18 protein-coding genes are annotated in these 13,915 nt (G+C 65.1%); 11 read left to right on the top strand and 7 right to left on the bottom strand.

The annotated features are described in order from the left end of the window. Positions 1-35: 35 nt before the first annotated feature. The 7 genes from BIWAKO_RS31280 to pqqE all read left to right on the top strand — a co-directional run bounded on the left by BIWAKO_RS31280 (position 36) and on the right by pqqE (position 5,309). Positions 36-896, top strand: a complete 861-nt coding sequence (locus BIWAKO_RS31280; RefSeq protein WP_244523604.1) for a quinoprotein relay system zinc metallohydrolase 2 — start codon at positions 36-38, stop codon at positions 894-896. Between the two features lie 33 nt (positions 897-929). Then, positions 930-1,748: a quinoprotein dehydrogenase-associated SoxYZ-like carrier gene (locus BIWAKO_RS31285; protein ID WP_069881954.1), complete on the top strand. Its 819-nt coding sequence runs from the start codon at positions 930-932 to the stop codon at positions 1,746-1,748. 77 nt (positions 1,749-1,825) lie between these two features. Then, positions 1,826-2,569: a pentapeptide repeat-containing protein gene (locus tag BIWAKO_RS31290; protein WP_069881955.1), complete on the top strand. Its 744-nt coding sequence runs from the start codon at positions 1,826-1,828 to the stop codon at positions 2,567-2,569. Positions 2,570-2,600: 31 nt separating this feature from the next. Further along, complete coding sequence (locus BIWAKO_RS31295; RefSeq protein ID WP_244523605.1) at positions 2,601-3,368, top strand: DUF1194 domain-containing protein; 768 nt, start codon at positions 2,601-2,603, stop codon at positions 3,366-3,368. 121 nt (positions 3,369-3,489) lie between these two features. Next, on the top strand, positions 3,490-3,570 hold the full coding sequence (pqqA, locus tag BIWAKO_RS37460; protein ID WP_113511953.1) for a pyrroloquinoline quinone precursor peptide PqqA: 81 nt from the start codon (positions 3,490-3,492) through the stop codon (positions 3,568-3,570). A gap of 318 nt (positions 3,571-3,888) precedes the next feature. After that, positions 3,889-4,182 (top strand): pyrroloquinoline quinone biosynthesis peptide chaperone PqqD, encoded by a 294-nt coding sequence (gene pqqD / locus BIWAKO_RS31300; RefSeq protein WP_069881957.1) that lies wholly within the window; start codon positions 3,889-3,891, stop codon positions 4,180-4,182. 56 nt (positions 4,183-4,238) lie between these two features. Continuing rightward, the gene (gene pqqE / locus BIWAKO_RS31305; protein ID WP_069882978.1) at positions 4,239-5,309 is read left to right on the top strand and encodes a pyrroloquinoline quinone biosynthesis protein PqqE; all 1,071 of its coding nucleotides are present in this window, start codon (positions 4,239-4,241) and stop codon (positions 5,307-5,309) included. A gap of 24 nt (positions 5,310-5,333) precedes the next feature. Here pqqE and BIWAKO_RS31310 read toward each other — a convergent pair whose 3' ends face one another. Together BIWAKO_RS31310 and BIWAKO_RS31315 are read right to left on the bottom strand one after the other, a co-directional pair. Then, a complete protein-coding gene (locus tag BIWAKO_RS31310; RefSeq protein ID WP_069882979.1) occupies positions 5,334-5,534 on the bottom strand; it encodes a hypothetical protein in 201 nt (66 codons plus the stop codon). Positions 5,535-5,722: 188 nt separating this feature from the next. Continuing rightward, the gene (locus tag BIWAKO_RS31315) at positions 5,723-6,733 is read right to left on the bottom strand and encodes an AraC-like ligand-binding domain-containing protein (RefSeq protein WP_069881958.1); all 1,011 of its coding nucleotides are present in this window, start codon (positions 6,731-6,733) and stop codon (positions 5,723-5,725) included. 262 nt (positions 6,734-6,995) lie between these two features. Here BIWAKO_RS31315 and gfa point away from each other — a divergent pair, with 262 nt between their 5' ends. Continuing rightward, positions 6,996-7,574, top strand: a complete 579-nt coding sequence (gene gfa, locus BIWAKO_RS31320; protein ID WP_069881959.1) for an S-(hydroxymethyl)glutathione synthase — start codon at positions 6,996-6,998, stop codon at positions 7,572-7,574. Between the two features lie 27 nt (positions 7,575-7,601). Further along, positions 7,602-8,714 (top strand): S-(hydroxymethyl)glutathione dehydrogenase/class III alcohol dehydrogenase, encoded by a 1,113-nt coding sequence (locus tag BIWAKO_RS31325; protein ID WP_069881960.1) that lies wholly within the window; start codon positions 7,602-7,604, stop codon positions 8,712-8,714. Between the two features lie 40 nt (positions 8,715-8,754). On the opposite strand, the gene BIWAKO_RS31330 is transcribed toward BIWAKO_RS31325, so the two are convergent. The 4 genes from BIWAKO_RS31330 to pqqB all read right to left on the bottom strand — a co-directional run bounded on the left by BIWAKO_RS31330 (position 8,755) and on the right by pqqB (position 11,562). Then, a complete protein-coding gene (locus BIWAKO_RS31330; RefSeq protein WP_244523606.1) occupies positions 8,755-9,144 on the bottom strand; it encodes a hypothetical protein in 390 nt (129 codons plus the stop codon). Continuing rightward, positions 9,141-9,830: a hypothetical protein gene (locus BIWAKO_RS31335; RefSeq protein WP_069881962.1), complete on the bottom strand. Its 690-nt coding sequence runs from the start codon at positions 9,828-9,830 to the stop codon at positions 9,141-9,143. Before BIWAKO_RS31335 ends, BIWAKO_RS31330 begins: the two co-directional genes overlap by 4 nt. Positions 9,831-9,946: 116 nt before the next feature. After that, on the bottom strand, positions 9,947-10,678 hold the full coding sequence (gene pqqC, locus BIWAKO_RS31340; RefSeq protein WP_069881963.1) for a pyrroloquinoline-quinone synthase PqqC: 732 nt from the start codon (positions 10,676-10,678) through the stop codon (positions 9,947-9,949). Beyond that, a complete protein-coding gene (gene pqqB, locus BIWAKO_RS31345) occupies positions 10,675-11,562 on the bottom strand; it encodes a pyrroloquinoline quinone biosynthesis protein PqqB (protein ID WP_069881964.1) in 888 nt (295 codons plus the stop codon). The genes pqqC and pqqB overlap by 4 nt, the downstream gene beginning before the upstream one ends. Positions 11,563-12,009: 447 nt before the next feature. Between pqqB and BIWAKO_RS31350 the strand changes: the two genes are divergently transcribed. Together BIWAKO_RS31350 and BIWAKO_RS31355 are read left to right on the top strand one after the other, a co-directional pair. Further along, a complete protein-coding gene (locus BIWAKO_RS31350) occupies positions 12,010-12,432 on the top strand; it encodes a cupredoxin domain-containing protein (RefSeq protein WP_069881965.1) in 423 nt (140 codons plus the stop codon). Between the two features lie 12 nt (positions 12,433-12,444). Continuing rightward, positions 12,445-12,687 carry a hypothetical protein gene (locus BIWAKO_RS31355; protein WP_069881966.1) on the top strand — a complete coding sequence of 81 codons (243 nt, stop codon included), beginning with the start codon at positions 12,445-12,447 and terminating at the stop codon, positions 12,685-12,687. Positions 12,688-12,711: 24 nt separating this feature from the next. Here the strand turns inward: BIWAKO_RS31355 and BIWAKO_RS31360 are convergent, their stop codons facing one another. Then, a complete protein-coding gene (locus BIWAKO_RS31360; RefSeq protein ID WP_069881967.1) occupies positions 12,712-13,887 on the bottom strand; it encodes a hypothetical protein in 1,176 nt (391 codons plus the stop codon). Positions 13,888-13,915 lie beyond the last annotated feature (28 nt).

Genomic DNA, 13,915 nt, shown 5'->3' on the forward strand with positions numbered 1-13,915 from the left:
TCGTTCCGCGAGCCAGTGCCCAGACGAGCCCGCCCGTGTCTCCCCTGAGCACCACGGAGATTGCGCCTGGCGTCTTCGTGCATCAGGGCGCCTACGCCGTCTTCGCGCCGTCAAATCGAGGCGACATCGCCAACCTGTCCTTCGTGATCGGTCGTGATGCGGTCGCCGTGATCGACACCGGCGGCAGCCTGGCCATCGGCCAGGCGCTGCGCGCCGCCATCCGGACGGTGACGAACAAGCCCATTCGTTACGTGATCAACACGCATATGCATCCCGACCATCTGTTCGGGAACGCCGCCTTTGCCGATGACCGGCCGGAGTTCATCGGCCACCACAAGCTGGCGCGCGCCTTGGCCGCGCGGGCCGAGCGTTTCCTGACACTCAACGCGGAATGGCTCGGTCCGGACGCCTTTGCCGGCACCCGCCTGATCGCGCCGACGCGTGCCGTCGCGGACCGGTCGATCATCGATCTCGGCGAACGCGAGCTTATCCTCGAAGCCCAGCCGACGGCGCACACCGACAACGACCTGACCGTTCGGGATACCGCCTCGGACACGCTCTTTCTCGGCGACCTGCTGTTCATGCGGCATGTCCCGGTCCTCGACGGATCGATCCGCGGTTGGCTGGCGCTGATCGGCCGCCTCGAACAGGTCGCAGCAGGGCGTGTCGTGCCCGGCCACGGGCCACCGACAGCGGCCTGGCCCGAGGCGGCGCAACCCCAGAAGCGGTATCTGGAAAGAGTTTCCGCGGATGTGCGCCGCATGATAAAACAGGGACGATCGATCACTGAGGCTGCCGCGACCGTTGGACTCTCCGAGAAGGAGAGTTGGCTCCTGTTCGACGAGTTCAACGCCCGCAATGTGACTGCCGCATTTGCCGAGCTTGAATGGGAGTGATCGCAGCGCCAGCAGCCCGATCAGGAGGATGCCATGACTGAGCTCATCGCACGCCGTAGCGTCCTTTATCTTGTGGGCGCCGTGATCACGGGCCTGCCGGTTACGCTGGCGCGGGCCGAGGACGATCCCTGGCCCGGCCTCCATCAGGACGTGTTCAGGAGCCGGCCGATCATCGAGGAGGACGGGCTGGTGACACTGGACGCACCCGTCCGTGCCGAAGATGCGGCCCTGGTTCCGCTGACCGTGACACTCGACCGCGACAGGCTGTCGGCCCCGCTCACCCTGACCTTGCTGATCGACAAGAACCCGGCGCCGGTTGCCGCCACCTTCTTCTTCGGCGAGGGATCGGGCGAAATCGTGCTGTCGACGCGCGTGCGGATCGACGCCTATTCGAATGTCCGCGCCGTGGTCGAAACCAGCACTGGGGTGCTGCACATGACGACCCGATATGTGAAGGCCTCCGGCGGCTGCTCGGCGCCGGCCCTGAAGGATGCCGAGCTGGCAGAGGCCGAACTCGGCAAGATGCAGCTGCGGCAATTCGAGGGAAGCCTCCCGGCCTCGACCTCGCGCGAGGCGCAACTGATGATCCGGCACCCGAATTATTCCGGGATGCAGATGAACCAGCTGACGGGCTACTACATCCCGGCGAAATTCGTCACCGATGTCGAAGTGAAGCGCGGCGATGCGCTCGTCTTCCGCATGGAGGGCGGCATCTCGCTGAGCGCGGACCCCAACATCCGCTTCACCTTCCGGTCGACAGGTCCGGATGATGTGCTCACCGCGGTCGCGAAGGATACGGACGGCCGCGTGCTGCACGGCAGCTGGCCGGTCAAGAGCGGAAAGGAAAGCTGATCACACAGCCCGACAACCCAGCCAGACGCGCCCGCAGGACAGCCGCGCTCGTCGCGCTCTGCCTGTTCTGCACGCCCATGCCGGCGGTCGCTGAAGCCAAGCTCACCGTTCGCGAGGTTACGCAGAGGTTGTTCCAGCTCGCGCCCGGCGCGCGTGCTGATCTCGGCGGGCAGGATTTGCGCAGCCTCGATCTGAGCGGGCTCGATTTCCGGCGGGCGCGGCTCGCCGGCAGCGATCTCTTTGGCGCCGACCTGGTTCGCGCCGATCTTTCGGGAACCGATCTGCACGGCGCCCGGCTCGACCGGGCGGTGATCATCGGCACGGATTTCAGCGGCGCCGACCTCTCCGACGCCACCCTGCTGCTGCCGAGCGCCGTTTCGAGCCTGTCCTATGATGCAAGCGAAGCGCCTCGCTTCCGGAACGCCAATCTTGCACGCGCCGTCATCGTCGCCCACCTGAGCGGCGCCGATATGCGCGGAGCCGACCTGACCGCAGCCGTCTTCAACTATGCGGATATGCGGGGAACGCTGATGACGACGCTACGCACCGAGCTCTTCGGCTGCGACCTGACAGGCGCAATCCTGCGCCATACCGACCTGACAGGCATCGTCCTGCGCTTTGCCAAATTGCGGCATGCCGACCTGACCGGGGCCGTGCTGGTCAATGTCGATCTGTCCAAGGCCGACCTCACCGCCGCGGATCTGAGCGAAGCTGATCTGACCGGCGTCGATTTCGACGGTGCGATCCTGACCGGGGTGAAGGGCCTGGAAAGCGCCCGGGGCCTTGCCCTGGCACATAATCTGGACAAGGCGGTAAGGTAGCCCAGTCGAACGCGTTGCGGAGCATATGCCGGTGCTGTTGCTCGACCGATCTGTTCGCCCTCTGCTGATCGCTCTCACGACCGCGCTGCTGCTGCTGCAGCCAGGTGCACGCGATGGCAGCGCTCAATCGTCGGCAAGTGTCGATACCGCGCTCATCCTGGCGATCGACGTCTCGAACTCCGTCGATGCGCGGCGCTATCGGCTTCAGATCGACGGCATCGCGGACGCACTCGATGCCCCCTCGGTTCAGGTGGCCATGCTCGGTGGGCCGCGCCAGGCGATCGCGATCAGCGTCATCCTCTGGGCCGACAGGCCGAGCTTCCCGATTCCGTGGGTCAGGATCGCGACCCCGGCCGATGCAACCGCGCTGGCAGGCAGGGTGCGCCGGCTCGCGCGGCAAGGCGGCGAATTTACCTGCGTGGCGCAGATGATGCGCTTCGTTGCCGACAAGATCACCCCGCAAATCCCGATGCGGGCAACACGCGTCGTCCTGGACGTGTCAGGTGATGGACGGGAGAACTGCAATCCGGAAGCCGCCCCGGCACGCCTTCGCGATGAACTGGTCGCGATCGGCCTGACGATCAATGGGCTGCCGATCCTGGAAGGGAGCGAGGCTGAGACGCTCGCGCGCTGGTATGGCGAGAACGTCGTCGGCGGTCCCGGCGCCTTCGTACTCCCGGCGCAGGGGTTTGAGGATTTCGGCCGGGCCTTCCGGCAGAAATTCATCACCGAGATCAGCGCATGGCCCACCGCTCCGGGCCGCCTGCCCTCGCGCCTTGCCGGGCATGAACGGCCGTGACCGGCCCTTGCCAGTGAGGCTCCTGACCGATGGCGGGCTCTGTTTGCAACAGGCTGCCGGCGGGTGTAGGCTCCCGCCGCCTACTCTTGAGAAGGCTGGCGACGATCTGGAGAAACCGATCATGCGCAAGTGGAAAAAACCCGCAATCATCGAAGTGACAGTCGGCTGCGAAGTGACGTCTTACGCTCCGGCACAGTTCTGAAGCGTCCGTTCTGAGTAACAGGCCGTCGACCCAGGAGCGGTTGCGGTGCAGGCGCCCGGTTCCGCCGTCGGGGATGGCTGCTACGATGGGATTGTTGGTGTCCGTTCACGTGTCAGGCGGGAAGCCGTCGGGTGCGGTCGCAAGCGGCGTTTATGTGTGGGCATCGCTGATGGCGGGCTCATAGCCGCGCGTGCTTTGCCCTGCGCTTGCTGCCACACGAAGGGCGGCCCGGCGCGCGCTCGACAGTGGAGGCGACGGGTTGAGGTGCCATTGCGCCCCCTGGCACTGATTATGCGAACCTGAGCGAGGCGCTGGCCCATGACTGCTGGCATTACGACCGCTGACGTCGCGAGCATCGTCCCGGTACTGCCCCGTGGCGTTCGGCTGCGTTTCGACGAGAGCCGCCGGCAATGGTTCCTTCTCGGTCCCGAGCGCGTGTTCGAGCCTGACGAGATGGCAGTCGAGATCCTGCAGCGCATCGATGGCACCAGCAGCGTGGAAGCCATCGTCCAGGATCTGGCGACGACATTCGACGCCGACCGGGACGAGATCGCCGCCGACGTCATGACATTCCTGCGCGGCCTCGCCGATCAAAGGATGGTCGACCTGTGAGCGATGTCGAGACGCTTCCGCAGACTCACCCGGCGCGGCCCGAATTGCAGCCGCCAATGGGTTTGCTGGCGGAGCTGACGCATCGCTGTTCCCTGCGTTGCCCCTATTGCTCCAACCCGCTCGAACTCGACAGGCGCTCGGGCGAACTCTCGACCTCCGAGTGGAAGCGGCTGATCGATGAAGCCGCCGCGCTCGGCGTGCTGCATATCTATTTCTCCGGCGGCGAGCCGATGCTGCGGCGCGACATCGCTGAACTGGTCGCGTATGCGCATCAAGCCGGGCTCTATACCAACATGATCACCTCCGGCGTCGGCTTTCAGCCGGCCGTGCTGGACGCGGTCGCCGAGGCGGGCCTCGACCATATCCAGCTTTCCATTCAGGCGATCGATGCCGAGACCTGCGATCGCGTTGCCGGTTACACCGGCGCGTGGCGGCGCAAGCATGAAGTCGCGGCCGCCATCGCCCGGCTCGGACTGCGGCTCACCGTCAATGCCGTCGTGCATCGGGACAACGTGCAGCAGATTTCGGCCTTCGTAGAGCTTGCGGAAGAATGGGGCGCTGCGCGTATCGAGATCGCGCATGTGCAGTACTACGGCTGGGGTCTGGTCAACCGCGCCAGGTTGATGCCGACCCGCAAGCAGGTCGAAGCAGCGATGGTGGATGTCGAGGAGGCAAGGAGCCGCACGGCCGGGCGCCTCGTCATCGATTGCGTGCTGCCCGATTACTATGCCCGCTACCCGAAAGCCTGCATGGGCGGCTGGGGCGCGCGGTTGATGAACATCACGCCGACAGGGCGCGCCCTGCCCTGTCATGCGGCCGAGACGATCGCGGGGCTGGTCTTCGACAATGTCCGCGACGCCAGCCTGTCGGAGATCTGGTATCGCGGCACGGCGTTCAATGCCTTTCGCGGCACGGACTGGATGCAGGAGCCTTGCCGCAGCTGTGCGCGCAAGGAGCTGGATTTCGGTGGCTGCCGTTGCCAGGCCATGGCGCTGGCCGGCGACGCGGCGGCGACCGACCCTGCCTGCTCATTGTCGCCACTGCACCGCGAGGTCGTTGCGCTGGCGGAAGCCGAAGCCGCATCCGAGCGCAGCGATTTCATCTACCGGACCTATCAGGGCGTTTGACGCAACCGTCACCAGGCACTCGTGTCAAATGTCCTTCTCATCCGCGCCGGCGCAGCGCCAGCGGACGACGCGCCAGTCTGGATGTTCGCCATTCCATTGCGCGACATAGGGCGCCGCGCTCTTCGCGCACTGGTTCGGCGAGACATTGATCGCCAGCGGAATCCGCTCATCCCGGCAAATCGAGGGGTCCGTGACGAGGCAAACTGAAATGACGATCGCAAGCATCGACTGCTCCCCCACGTTTGCGTGGCCCAGCCCGTCCGACGACGAGGCCGAATGCGCGCCGGCCGCCGTCGGAGACGCTCATCTTACAGGCCTTTGACGGGAAATGCGAAGACCAACGGGGCAGCGCATAGGGGAGGCTGCCGCGCTCGGCATCTGCCGGACACGCCGAGAGCGGATCCTGCTTGTGATCAGCCTCGGGGACCGCTCGCGAGGCTAACCCGGTTGACTGGCCCGGCGCGGCCGAAGCCCGCGGGATCACCGGCCTGCCTTTGGATGGCCGAAGGCGGCATGCCGTAGCGCTTCTTGAACAGATGGGTGAAATGCGAGGAGCTGCTGAAGCCCCAGGAGAAGGCGATTTCGGTCAGGGTCTTGCCCGTTCGCGAACCAAACTCGAGCTCTTCCAGGCATTTCTCCAGACGCTCTTGCCAGATGTAGCTGGTGATTGTCGTGCCTTCATCGGCAAAGGACATGTGGAGATAGCGCTTCGTGCAATCCAATGCCGACGAGAGCTGCTCGATGCCCAGGTCCGGATCGCTCAGGTTCTCGCGAATGAAGGCCTTGATCCGGGATGAAAGAGCCGCGCGCCCCGAGGTCCTGAAGGACGTTTGCGAAAAGAAGGGCATCAGCACGAGATCGAGCAAGGTGTCGGCAACCTGCACTTCGCAGCCCGCCGCCAGTGCCGGAGCCTCGTTGAAGGCGGACAGGACGAAATCATGGGCCAGGCGGCCCGCGCCTTCGCGAGCCGAAACCTGTTGCGCCAGAAGCGGATCGAGCGACACGCCCCGCTGCTCGAGCAACTGCCGGGGTATGATGACGACATCATGCTTCGTCAGGGCCGCGCTCGTGATCACATGTGGCCTGGACACGTCGTAGATCAGACAGTCGCCGGGCGTGATGACGCAATGGCGGCCGTCCTGCTCGAACAGCGAGGTGCCATCGGTCTGAAACAGCACCTTTATGGGGCGACCGCCCAGCTCAGCGCATGAATCGGGGTGCGCGATCCGGTGTTGGCTGACCTCGATCTGGCAGAGCCGCAGCCGCCGGATCGTCGCATAATCGATATGCCCGTCGATCGTGCCGGCACCGAATGCATCGACGCGAAGCGGCCCGCATAGCGTACCCAGCGCCTGAGCCCAGTACTCGGACCGCAGCGGAGCCGCTGTCGTGGCGGTGCTCAAGGATATGATCGCGTGGGTCATTGTCGCGCATTCCGCTTCGACGGTGCCACTCTACATCGCCGCCCCTTCGTAAGGAATGGCCTTCGGCGCGTCCGGCCGGGGCGTGCCTTCGCGGGCAGACAAGGGATGCTTCCCTTCAGGGCAAGCGTCGCGGCGAGAAAAATACCACATTGCACGCCGGACATGCGCCATCGGACGCATGTAGACGAGCACCGGATTTCCATGCGCGGCATCGAGGTGGGTCCAGGCGCGTGATCATACCGGCGACAGGGAGGACGAAATCATGACGCAGACCGTTGCCATCCATCCCTCGATCGATCGCGGCCTCCCGCCGGCTTCAGCCGATTTCAAGGGCGGAACGCTCGTCTGCAAATGCACGGACCGCCCGGTAAAGGTCCGCGTCGACTCGCAATCGGCCCATAATCACGCCTGCGGCTGCACGAAATGCTGGAAGCCCAAGGGAGCGTTGTTTGCGATGGTCGCGGTGGCGCCGCGCAACAAGGTGACCGTGCTCGAGAATGGCGACAAGCTCGCGATCGTCGATGAGTCCGCCACGATCCAGCGCCACGCCTGCAAAAGCTGCGGCGTCCATATGTACGGGCGGATCGAGAAGGCGGCCCATCCGTTCTACGGGCTTGATTTCGTTCATACCGAATTGTCGCCGGAAACCGGCTGGTCGCCTCCGGAATTTGCCGCCTTCGTCTCCTCGATCATCGAGTCGGGGGCCGATCCGGCAAATCAGGGCGCGGTTCGCGCACGCCTGCGCGAAATTCGCCTCGAGCCCTATGATTGCCTCTCCCCGCCCCTGATGGATTTCATCTCCACCCATATCGCAAAGGCGTCGGGGGTTCTGAAATCCTGATCGGGATTGCTTGGGAGGGCCCGGGTCATGAAGACACGCGCAGCCGTCGCCTGGGAGGCCCGCAAGCCGCTGACCATCGAAACGGTCGAGATCGGCGGCCCGAAGGCGGGCGAGGTCCTGGTCGAGGTGATGGCGACCGGCATCTGCCATACCGACGCCTACACGCTGTCGGGCATGGATTCGGAGGGCAAGTTCCCGGCAATCCTCGGCCATGAGGGCGCCGGCATCGTGCGGGAGGTCGGCGCCGGCGTGACCACGCTCAAGGTCGGCGACCACGTCATTCCGCTCTACACGCCGGAATGCCGCAGCTGCAAAAGCTGCCTGTCACGCCGCACCAATCTCTGCACCGCGATCCGCGCGACACAAGGCCAGGGCGTGATGCCGGACGGCACCTCGCGCTTCTCCTGCAACGGCGGCGAGGTCTTCCACTATATGGGCTGCTCGACCTTCGCGAATTTCACGGTGCTGCCGGAGATCGCGCTGGCGAAGGTTCGCGAGGACGCGCCCTTCGACAAGATCTGCTATATCGGCTGCGGCGTGACGACGGGGATCGGCGCGGTGATCTACACCGCCAAGGTCTGGCCCGGCGCCAATGTCGTGGTCTTCGGGCTCGGCGGCATCGGCCTCAATGTCATCCAGGGCGCCCGCATGGTCGGCGCCGACAAGATCATCGGCGTCGACATCAATCCGGGCAAACGCGCCATGGCCGAGAAATTCGGCATGACCGACTTCATCAATCCGGCCGAGATCGGCAATGACAAGGTGGTGCAGGCGATCGTCGATCTGACCGGCGGCGGCGCCGATTTCTCCTTCGACGCGACCGGCAATACCAACGTGATGCGACAGGCGCTGGAATGCTGCCATCGCGGCTGGGGTGAATCGATCATCATCGGGGTCGCCGAAGCCGGCAAGGAAATCGCGACCCGGCCGTTCCAGCTCGTCACCGGGCGGGTCTGGAAGGGGACGGCCTTCGGCGGCGCGCGCGGGCGCACCGATGTGCCGAAGATCGTCGACTGGTACATGGAGGGCAAGATCAACATCGACGACCTGATCACCCACAAGCTCAGCCTCGACGAGATCAATCACGGTTTCGACCTGATGCATGAGGGCAAGTCGATCCGAAGCGTCGTGGTCTACTGAACCGGTCGTCCCAAGCCCCGGCGGCTCGGACATCGCCACATCAGAAGCAGCGCAATTCGCCTTCGATCTGCGCCCGTTTCAGGCGTGCGACCTTCTCGCGCATCAAGGGCATGGAGATGAACATCGAGGCGTTCTGACCGCCGCGCTGGCGCACCGACATGATCGTCTCGGCTTCCTCATAGGCCTTGTAGGGCAGTACGGACGCAATCACATCGATCGAGCACGAACACTTTTCCAGCGCCGTACGCGTCTGGCCGTTCGCCGCCATGCACCCGAAGATGTAATCGGCGCGTGCGACCGTGGGATAGTCGTTGACCGGAGCCTCGGCTGCGTCGGCATTGCCCGCAGCGAGGATCGTCGCCAGCAGCCCCCCGGCCAGAGCCGCGGGAAAACCGTGGTGCCGCCCTCCTCCCATTCCGACCCCGCTCATGGCCGGGCGCTCGCCGATTTCAGGACGATGCGCTCCTCGAGTTTCGGCGCATCCGGCAATGTGCTGACGAACCTTGAGGTCATGTCGAGCAGCATGCCGGGCGCGGCCTCGGCCACCAAAAACTCGAACTGGCTGCCCTCATAGCCCAGCATCCGCCCGAGATTGGTATCGTCGACAAAAGGCCTGACGACGATCCGCGTCGCATCCAGCATCTTGCCCTCGAATTCCGCCTTGGTGGCTTCGCTTGTTGCCTTGTCGCGCAGGCCGGCGCGCAGCCGGTCCTTGAAATAGGGCGTCGTTCCGCCGGTGAGCTGCGCCATGTTGCTCACCGCCCGATCAAGGAAGATGACGAGCACCGGATTGCCTGTCAGGTCAGGAATCGACAGGAGGTCGCGCGCCCGCTCGCCCGTGTACATGCGCAGGTCGATATCGCGGCTGCCGCTGGCTGCAACGGATCTGACCACGAGCTTGATGTCGTCGCCGAAGGGCTCGCCCAGCCGTTTCGTGTCGGAGGGCAAGCGTTCAAGGCGATAGGTCAGTTCCGTGCCCGAAGACACGCCGGAGAGATGAGGACGCGCGAACAGGATATCGACCGGAGTCTCCTGCGCCTGCGTCGGCCATGGCGCGGTCGCCAGCACCAGAGCCATGACCTGGCAGAGCAAGACGGCGAAAGCTTTTCCGCTCACGATCGCATCTCCCTGACATCATAGCAGGTCGAGCAGGCCACGCGAGCAACAGGATAAGGCGTGGGGCCCGGCGCAGCAATCAGCTTTGCAGGCTCAGCCACTCATGACCGCGATGATCAGCGCGCCGGCACGAACGCGCCGGGCGGAATATGGCCGGGCTCGACATAGGCGTGATGCAGCGCGTCCAGCATGGCCCAGAGCACGTCGCATTTGAACTCGAGCGCCGCGATCACCGCCTCCTGCTCGGCCGGCGTGCGGGCATGGGCCGTGACATAGGCGAGTGCGGTCTCGACATCGCGCCGGGCCTGTTCCGGGCGGGCGGTGAAGTAGCTCAGGCTCTCCGGGCTGACGAAGTCGTAATGCGCCAGCATGCCTTCGACGCGGTGGCGGATGACCTTTGGCGAGAACAGCTCGGTCAGGGAGGATGCGACGGCTTCGAGCAGCGGGCGCTCGCGCACGAAATTGACATAGGCCTCGACCGCAAAGCGCGTCGCCGGCAGCACACCGCGATGGGCCTGCACATCGGCGCGCGCCAGCCCCAGGCTTTCGCAGAGCCTGAGCCAGCGCTCGATGCCGCCCTCACCGTCCCCCTCGCCATCATGGTCGACGAGACGCTGGCGCCAGGCCCGGCGGAGCGCGGGGTCATTGGTCCGGGCGATCAGGAACGCGTCCTTCACAGGGATATGGGCCTGATAGGTGAAGCGGTTGAGGGCCCAGGCCTGGACCTCGCCCTTCGTGCACCGGCCGGAATGCAGCCTGGTGTGGAAGGGGTGCTTGTCGTGATAGCGCGCCTCTCCGACCTCGCGCAGGCGCTGTTCCAGTTGCTCGGGCGATAGCAAAGCAGTCACAGCCGCACCTCCATGCCGTCATTAGCCACCGCGATGCCCGCGGCTTCGATCACGAGACGCTCCGGTGAACCTTCGATCAGCGCCGGATTGGTGTTGTTCAGATGGATATAGATCTTTTGCGCCGCAGGCAGCTTGGCGAGCCAGGACAGCGAGCCGCCGGGGCCCGTGATCGGCATATGCCCCATCCTCCGACCGGTCTTTTCGCCGACGCCGCTGCGGATCATCTCGTCGTCCGTGAACAGGGTGCCGTCGAAGAACACCACGTCCGCGCTTTCGGCCGCGTCACGAACGCTGTCGGACAAGGCGGCACAGCCTGGGATATAGACGAGCGAGCGCCCTGCGCCGCCGATCCGGATGCCCGCCGCTTCGCCAGCCTCTGACTCGAGCCGGGGTGCGCTGTCCTCGAGGTAGAGCGGTGCCTTGCCAGGGACGGGAAACAGTTCCGCCGTCAGTCCGCCGGCCAGCACGATGGGGTTCGCGGCCGTCGCGATCATGCGACGCGCCGGCACCGCCGTGAAGATCGGATTGGCCTCGATCGCGTCAAGGACCGGGGCGAGCGCGACCAGATCGAAGGGATGCCGCTCGCGCAGGTTGAGCAGCCCCGCGACATGGTCGATCTCCGCGCTGCTGAGAATGACCGTGCCGATCGGCGAATGGCGCCCTGCGCGCGGCCACAGGGCCGGCGTGGCCCGGATCTGGCTGCCAAGATCGGGGGACGCGTTCAGAACGATCCAGCTCTCGTCATCGAGCGTCACCGCGAGGCTCGATTGCGTCCGCCAGGGCGCGCGGGGATCCCTGCTCCAGGCCAGCGCGCAGACCCGGCACCGGCAATTCCACTGCGGAAAGCCGCCCCCCGCAGCCGCGCCAAGAACGATGGCTTTCATCGGGGCGCCTCAGGCAGCCGGCTTCCCGCAACTGCACGGCGCGAAAGACTGCATTGCCGGCGCTGTTGCACATGCCGTTGCTTCCACTCCGCATGCGACCCAGGACATGTCCGGCTCCTTCGATTGTGTTAAGAACGGAATGGTGCTGACGAAGACTGCCGTCACGCTCCGGACGCGAGCCTCCGGCATCGCGATCACCTCAGCGACAATGGTGGCGGTTCTGTCTTCTTCGCGTCCGCGCCCGTGTTACTGTCGACCTTGGTGATTGCTGGGTATCATTACAGAGCGAGAGGCTTCGGGCCAGTCCTTGCCCGGTCCGCAATATCACGCCAGCCCCCGGCAAAGATGGAGAGACCAGCGAACGAATGCCTGATGCCGCGAGCAACGATCCAACGAAGGTCGACTGCTCCTGGGCTATTCCACTGCAACAAGAACGGGGAGGATGACATGCATCTGCTGTGGTTCTTGCTGGCGGGCCTGCTCGGTTTGAGCCAGGCGACGGCCGCCGACCTTGTGAAGGGCCGGACAAATCTGCCCGAACTGGTGCTCGGGAATGACGAAGGCCGCGACTACGTCGTCTCCCAAAAGCAGATCGAGATGGAATCCGGCAAGTCCTACCGCCTCTCCATCACGGCGAAGGGCGGCAAGGAATACAAGTTCTTCGCACCGGAGTTCTTCCGGAACAGCTGGATCAACCAGATCGTCATCAACCATCTCGAAGTGCACATGCAGGGTGCGCCTCATCATCTCGAATTCGACGACCAGGGCACGATCCATGTCGAGTTCGTGGCGATCCGGCCGGGCGAGTACCCCTGGTACATCCAGGGACTGGAAGCGCAGGGGATGACCGGCACCTTCATCGTGAAGTGACGGAGGCAAGCCATGCGCATGCTTACCCTCACCTCCGTCCTGATCCTGGTGGCGATCCCGGCAAAAGCCGATGACAGGTCGGAATGCACGAACGGCATCATCGTGATCCAGGCCGAGATCGCCAGGAAGCCGCCAGCGGCCACCCTGCGCAAGCTGGAGACGGCGCTCCGCGTCGCGCGGCGCGAAGAACAGGAGGGCGAATTCGACGAGTGCCTCGACGCGGTCAACGACGCCCGCAAGGCACTGGGACGTTGATCGCCTGCTCGAGCGCGGCCTTGCCTAGAATTCGTAGGAGATCTTCAGTTTGGCCTGGTGACGGGCGAAGTTGTCGAAATCGAGCCGCCGGCCTGGCGTGGCTTCCGATTTCCCGGCAATCTGGGTGGAGTAGGCTGCGGAGATCGACACGTTCTCGCTGAGCTTGGCGTAGAGGGTCGGGCCGACGAAGACGGCGTGCCCTTCGAAGCTGTTCAATCCGAGCCCGGCATAGGAGCGCAAATAGCGGACCTCGCCGCCGATAAAGACATTGGGGTTGATCTGGAACGCGAGCGCTCCCGAGAGGCCCAGCTGGGAGGACCGCTCAGCCGACATGCGGCGCGCAGACGCGACGCATGTCTCCAGGGCGTCGTCCTCGGCATAGGGCTGGCATGGCCCGGATGACACGCCTTCCAGGGGCTCGGCTTTGCCGTTGAACAGATCCAGGCCGCGCGGGCGGAATTTCTCCAATTCGTAGATCAGGTTGAGTCCACCGAACAACCTCCTGGGAATAAGTTCGGCATCAAGCGCGATCCGCCCCTCCACCCCCAGGCCTCGGCCGCGTCCGCCGGCATCAGCGTCGCGAAAGCTCACACCCGGCTCGACGATGAAGGTCAGGCCAACCGGCGAGCCGGCCCCCCGCTTGATCGCCTGCCATTTCAACTCGGTGGAGAAGCCGGCGAAGCCGCCGCCGTTGCGATTGTCCAGCCCCGGCACGTCGCGGATCGAGACGCTGTTGCCGGCCGCACCGATCTCGATGCTGAGCCCGTCGACCGGCGCGAAAGCAAAGCTGCCGCCCAGCCCTCCTGTCCGATAGCGGCCGAGGCGCTTGCCGAATGCCCCCTCGCCCACGCCGGAGATCTCGAACTTGCCCTTTTCGAGGATGCTGGTGCCCTGCGTGAAGCCGAACATGTCCTCGGTTTCGGCGCCCTCGCCGGCGTCATCGTCATCTGCGCCGTTCTTGCCCCCTCCACCGGCGCCGGCTTTGAGGATCTCGACGCAATCGTCGAACTGGCGTTCGCCGGCCTCGCGCTCCGCCCGGCGCAACGTGCCGAGAAGCGCGTCCTTGTTGGCGGGAACAGGTCGTGCGGCAGCCGCGCTGCGCAGGCGTCCGATCCCGGCGAGGCATTCGCTGCGCTCATCGGCAAAGGCTGGGGCGGCTGCAAGGAGAAGAACGGCAGTCGTGGTCAGGACAAGGCGCATGGGACCTCGCGGGAACGATAGGCTGCAC

The organism is Bosea sp. BIWAKO-01, from assembly GCF_001748145.1.
GTDB lineage: Bacteria > Pseudomonadota > Alphaproteobacteria > Rhizobiales > Beijerinckiaceae > Allobosea.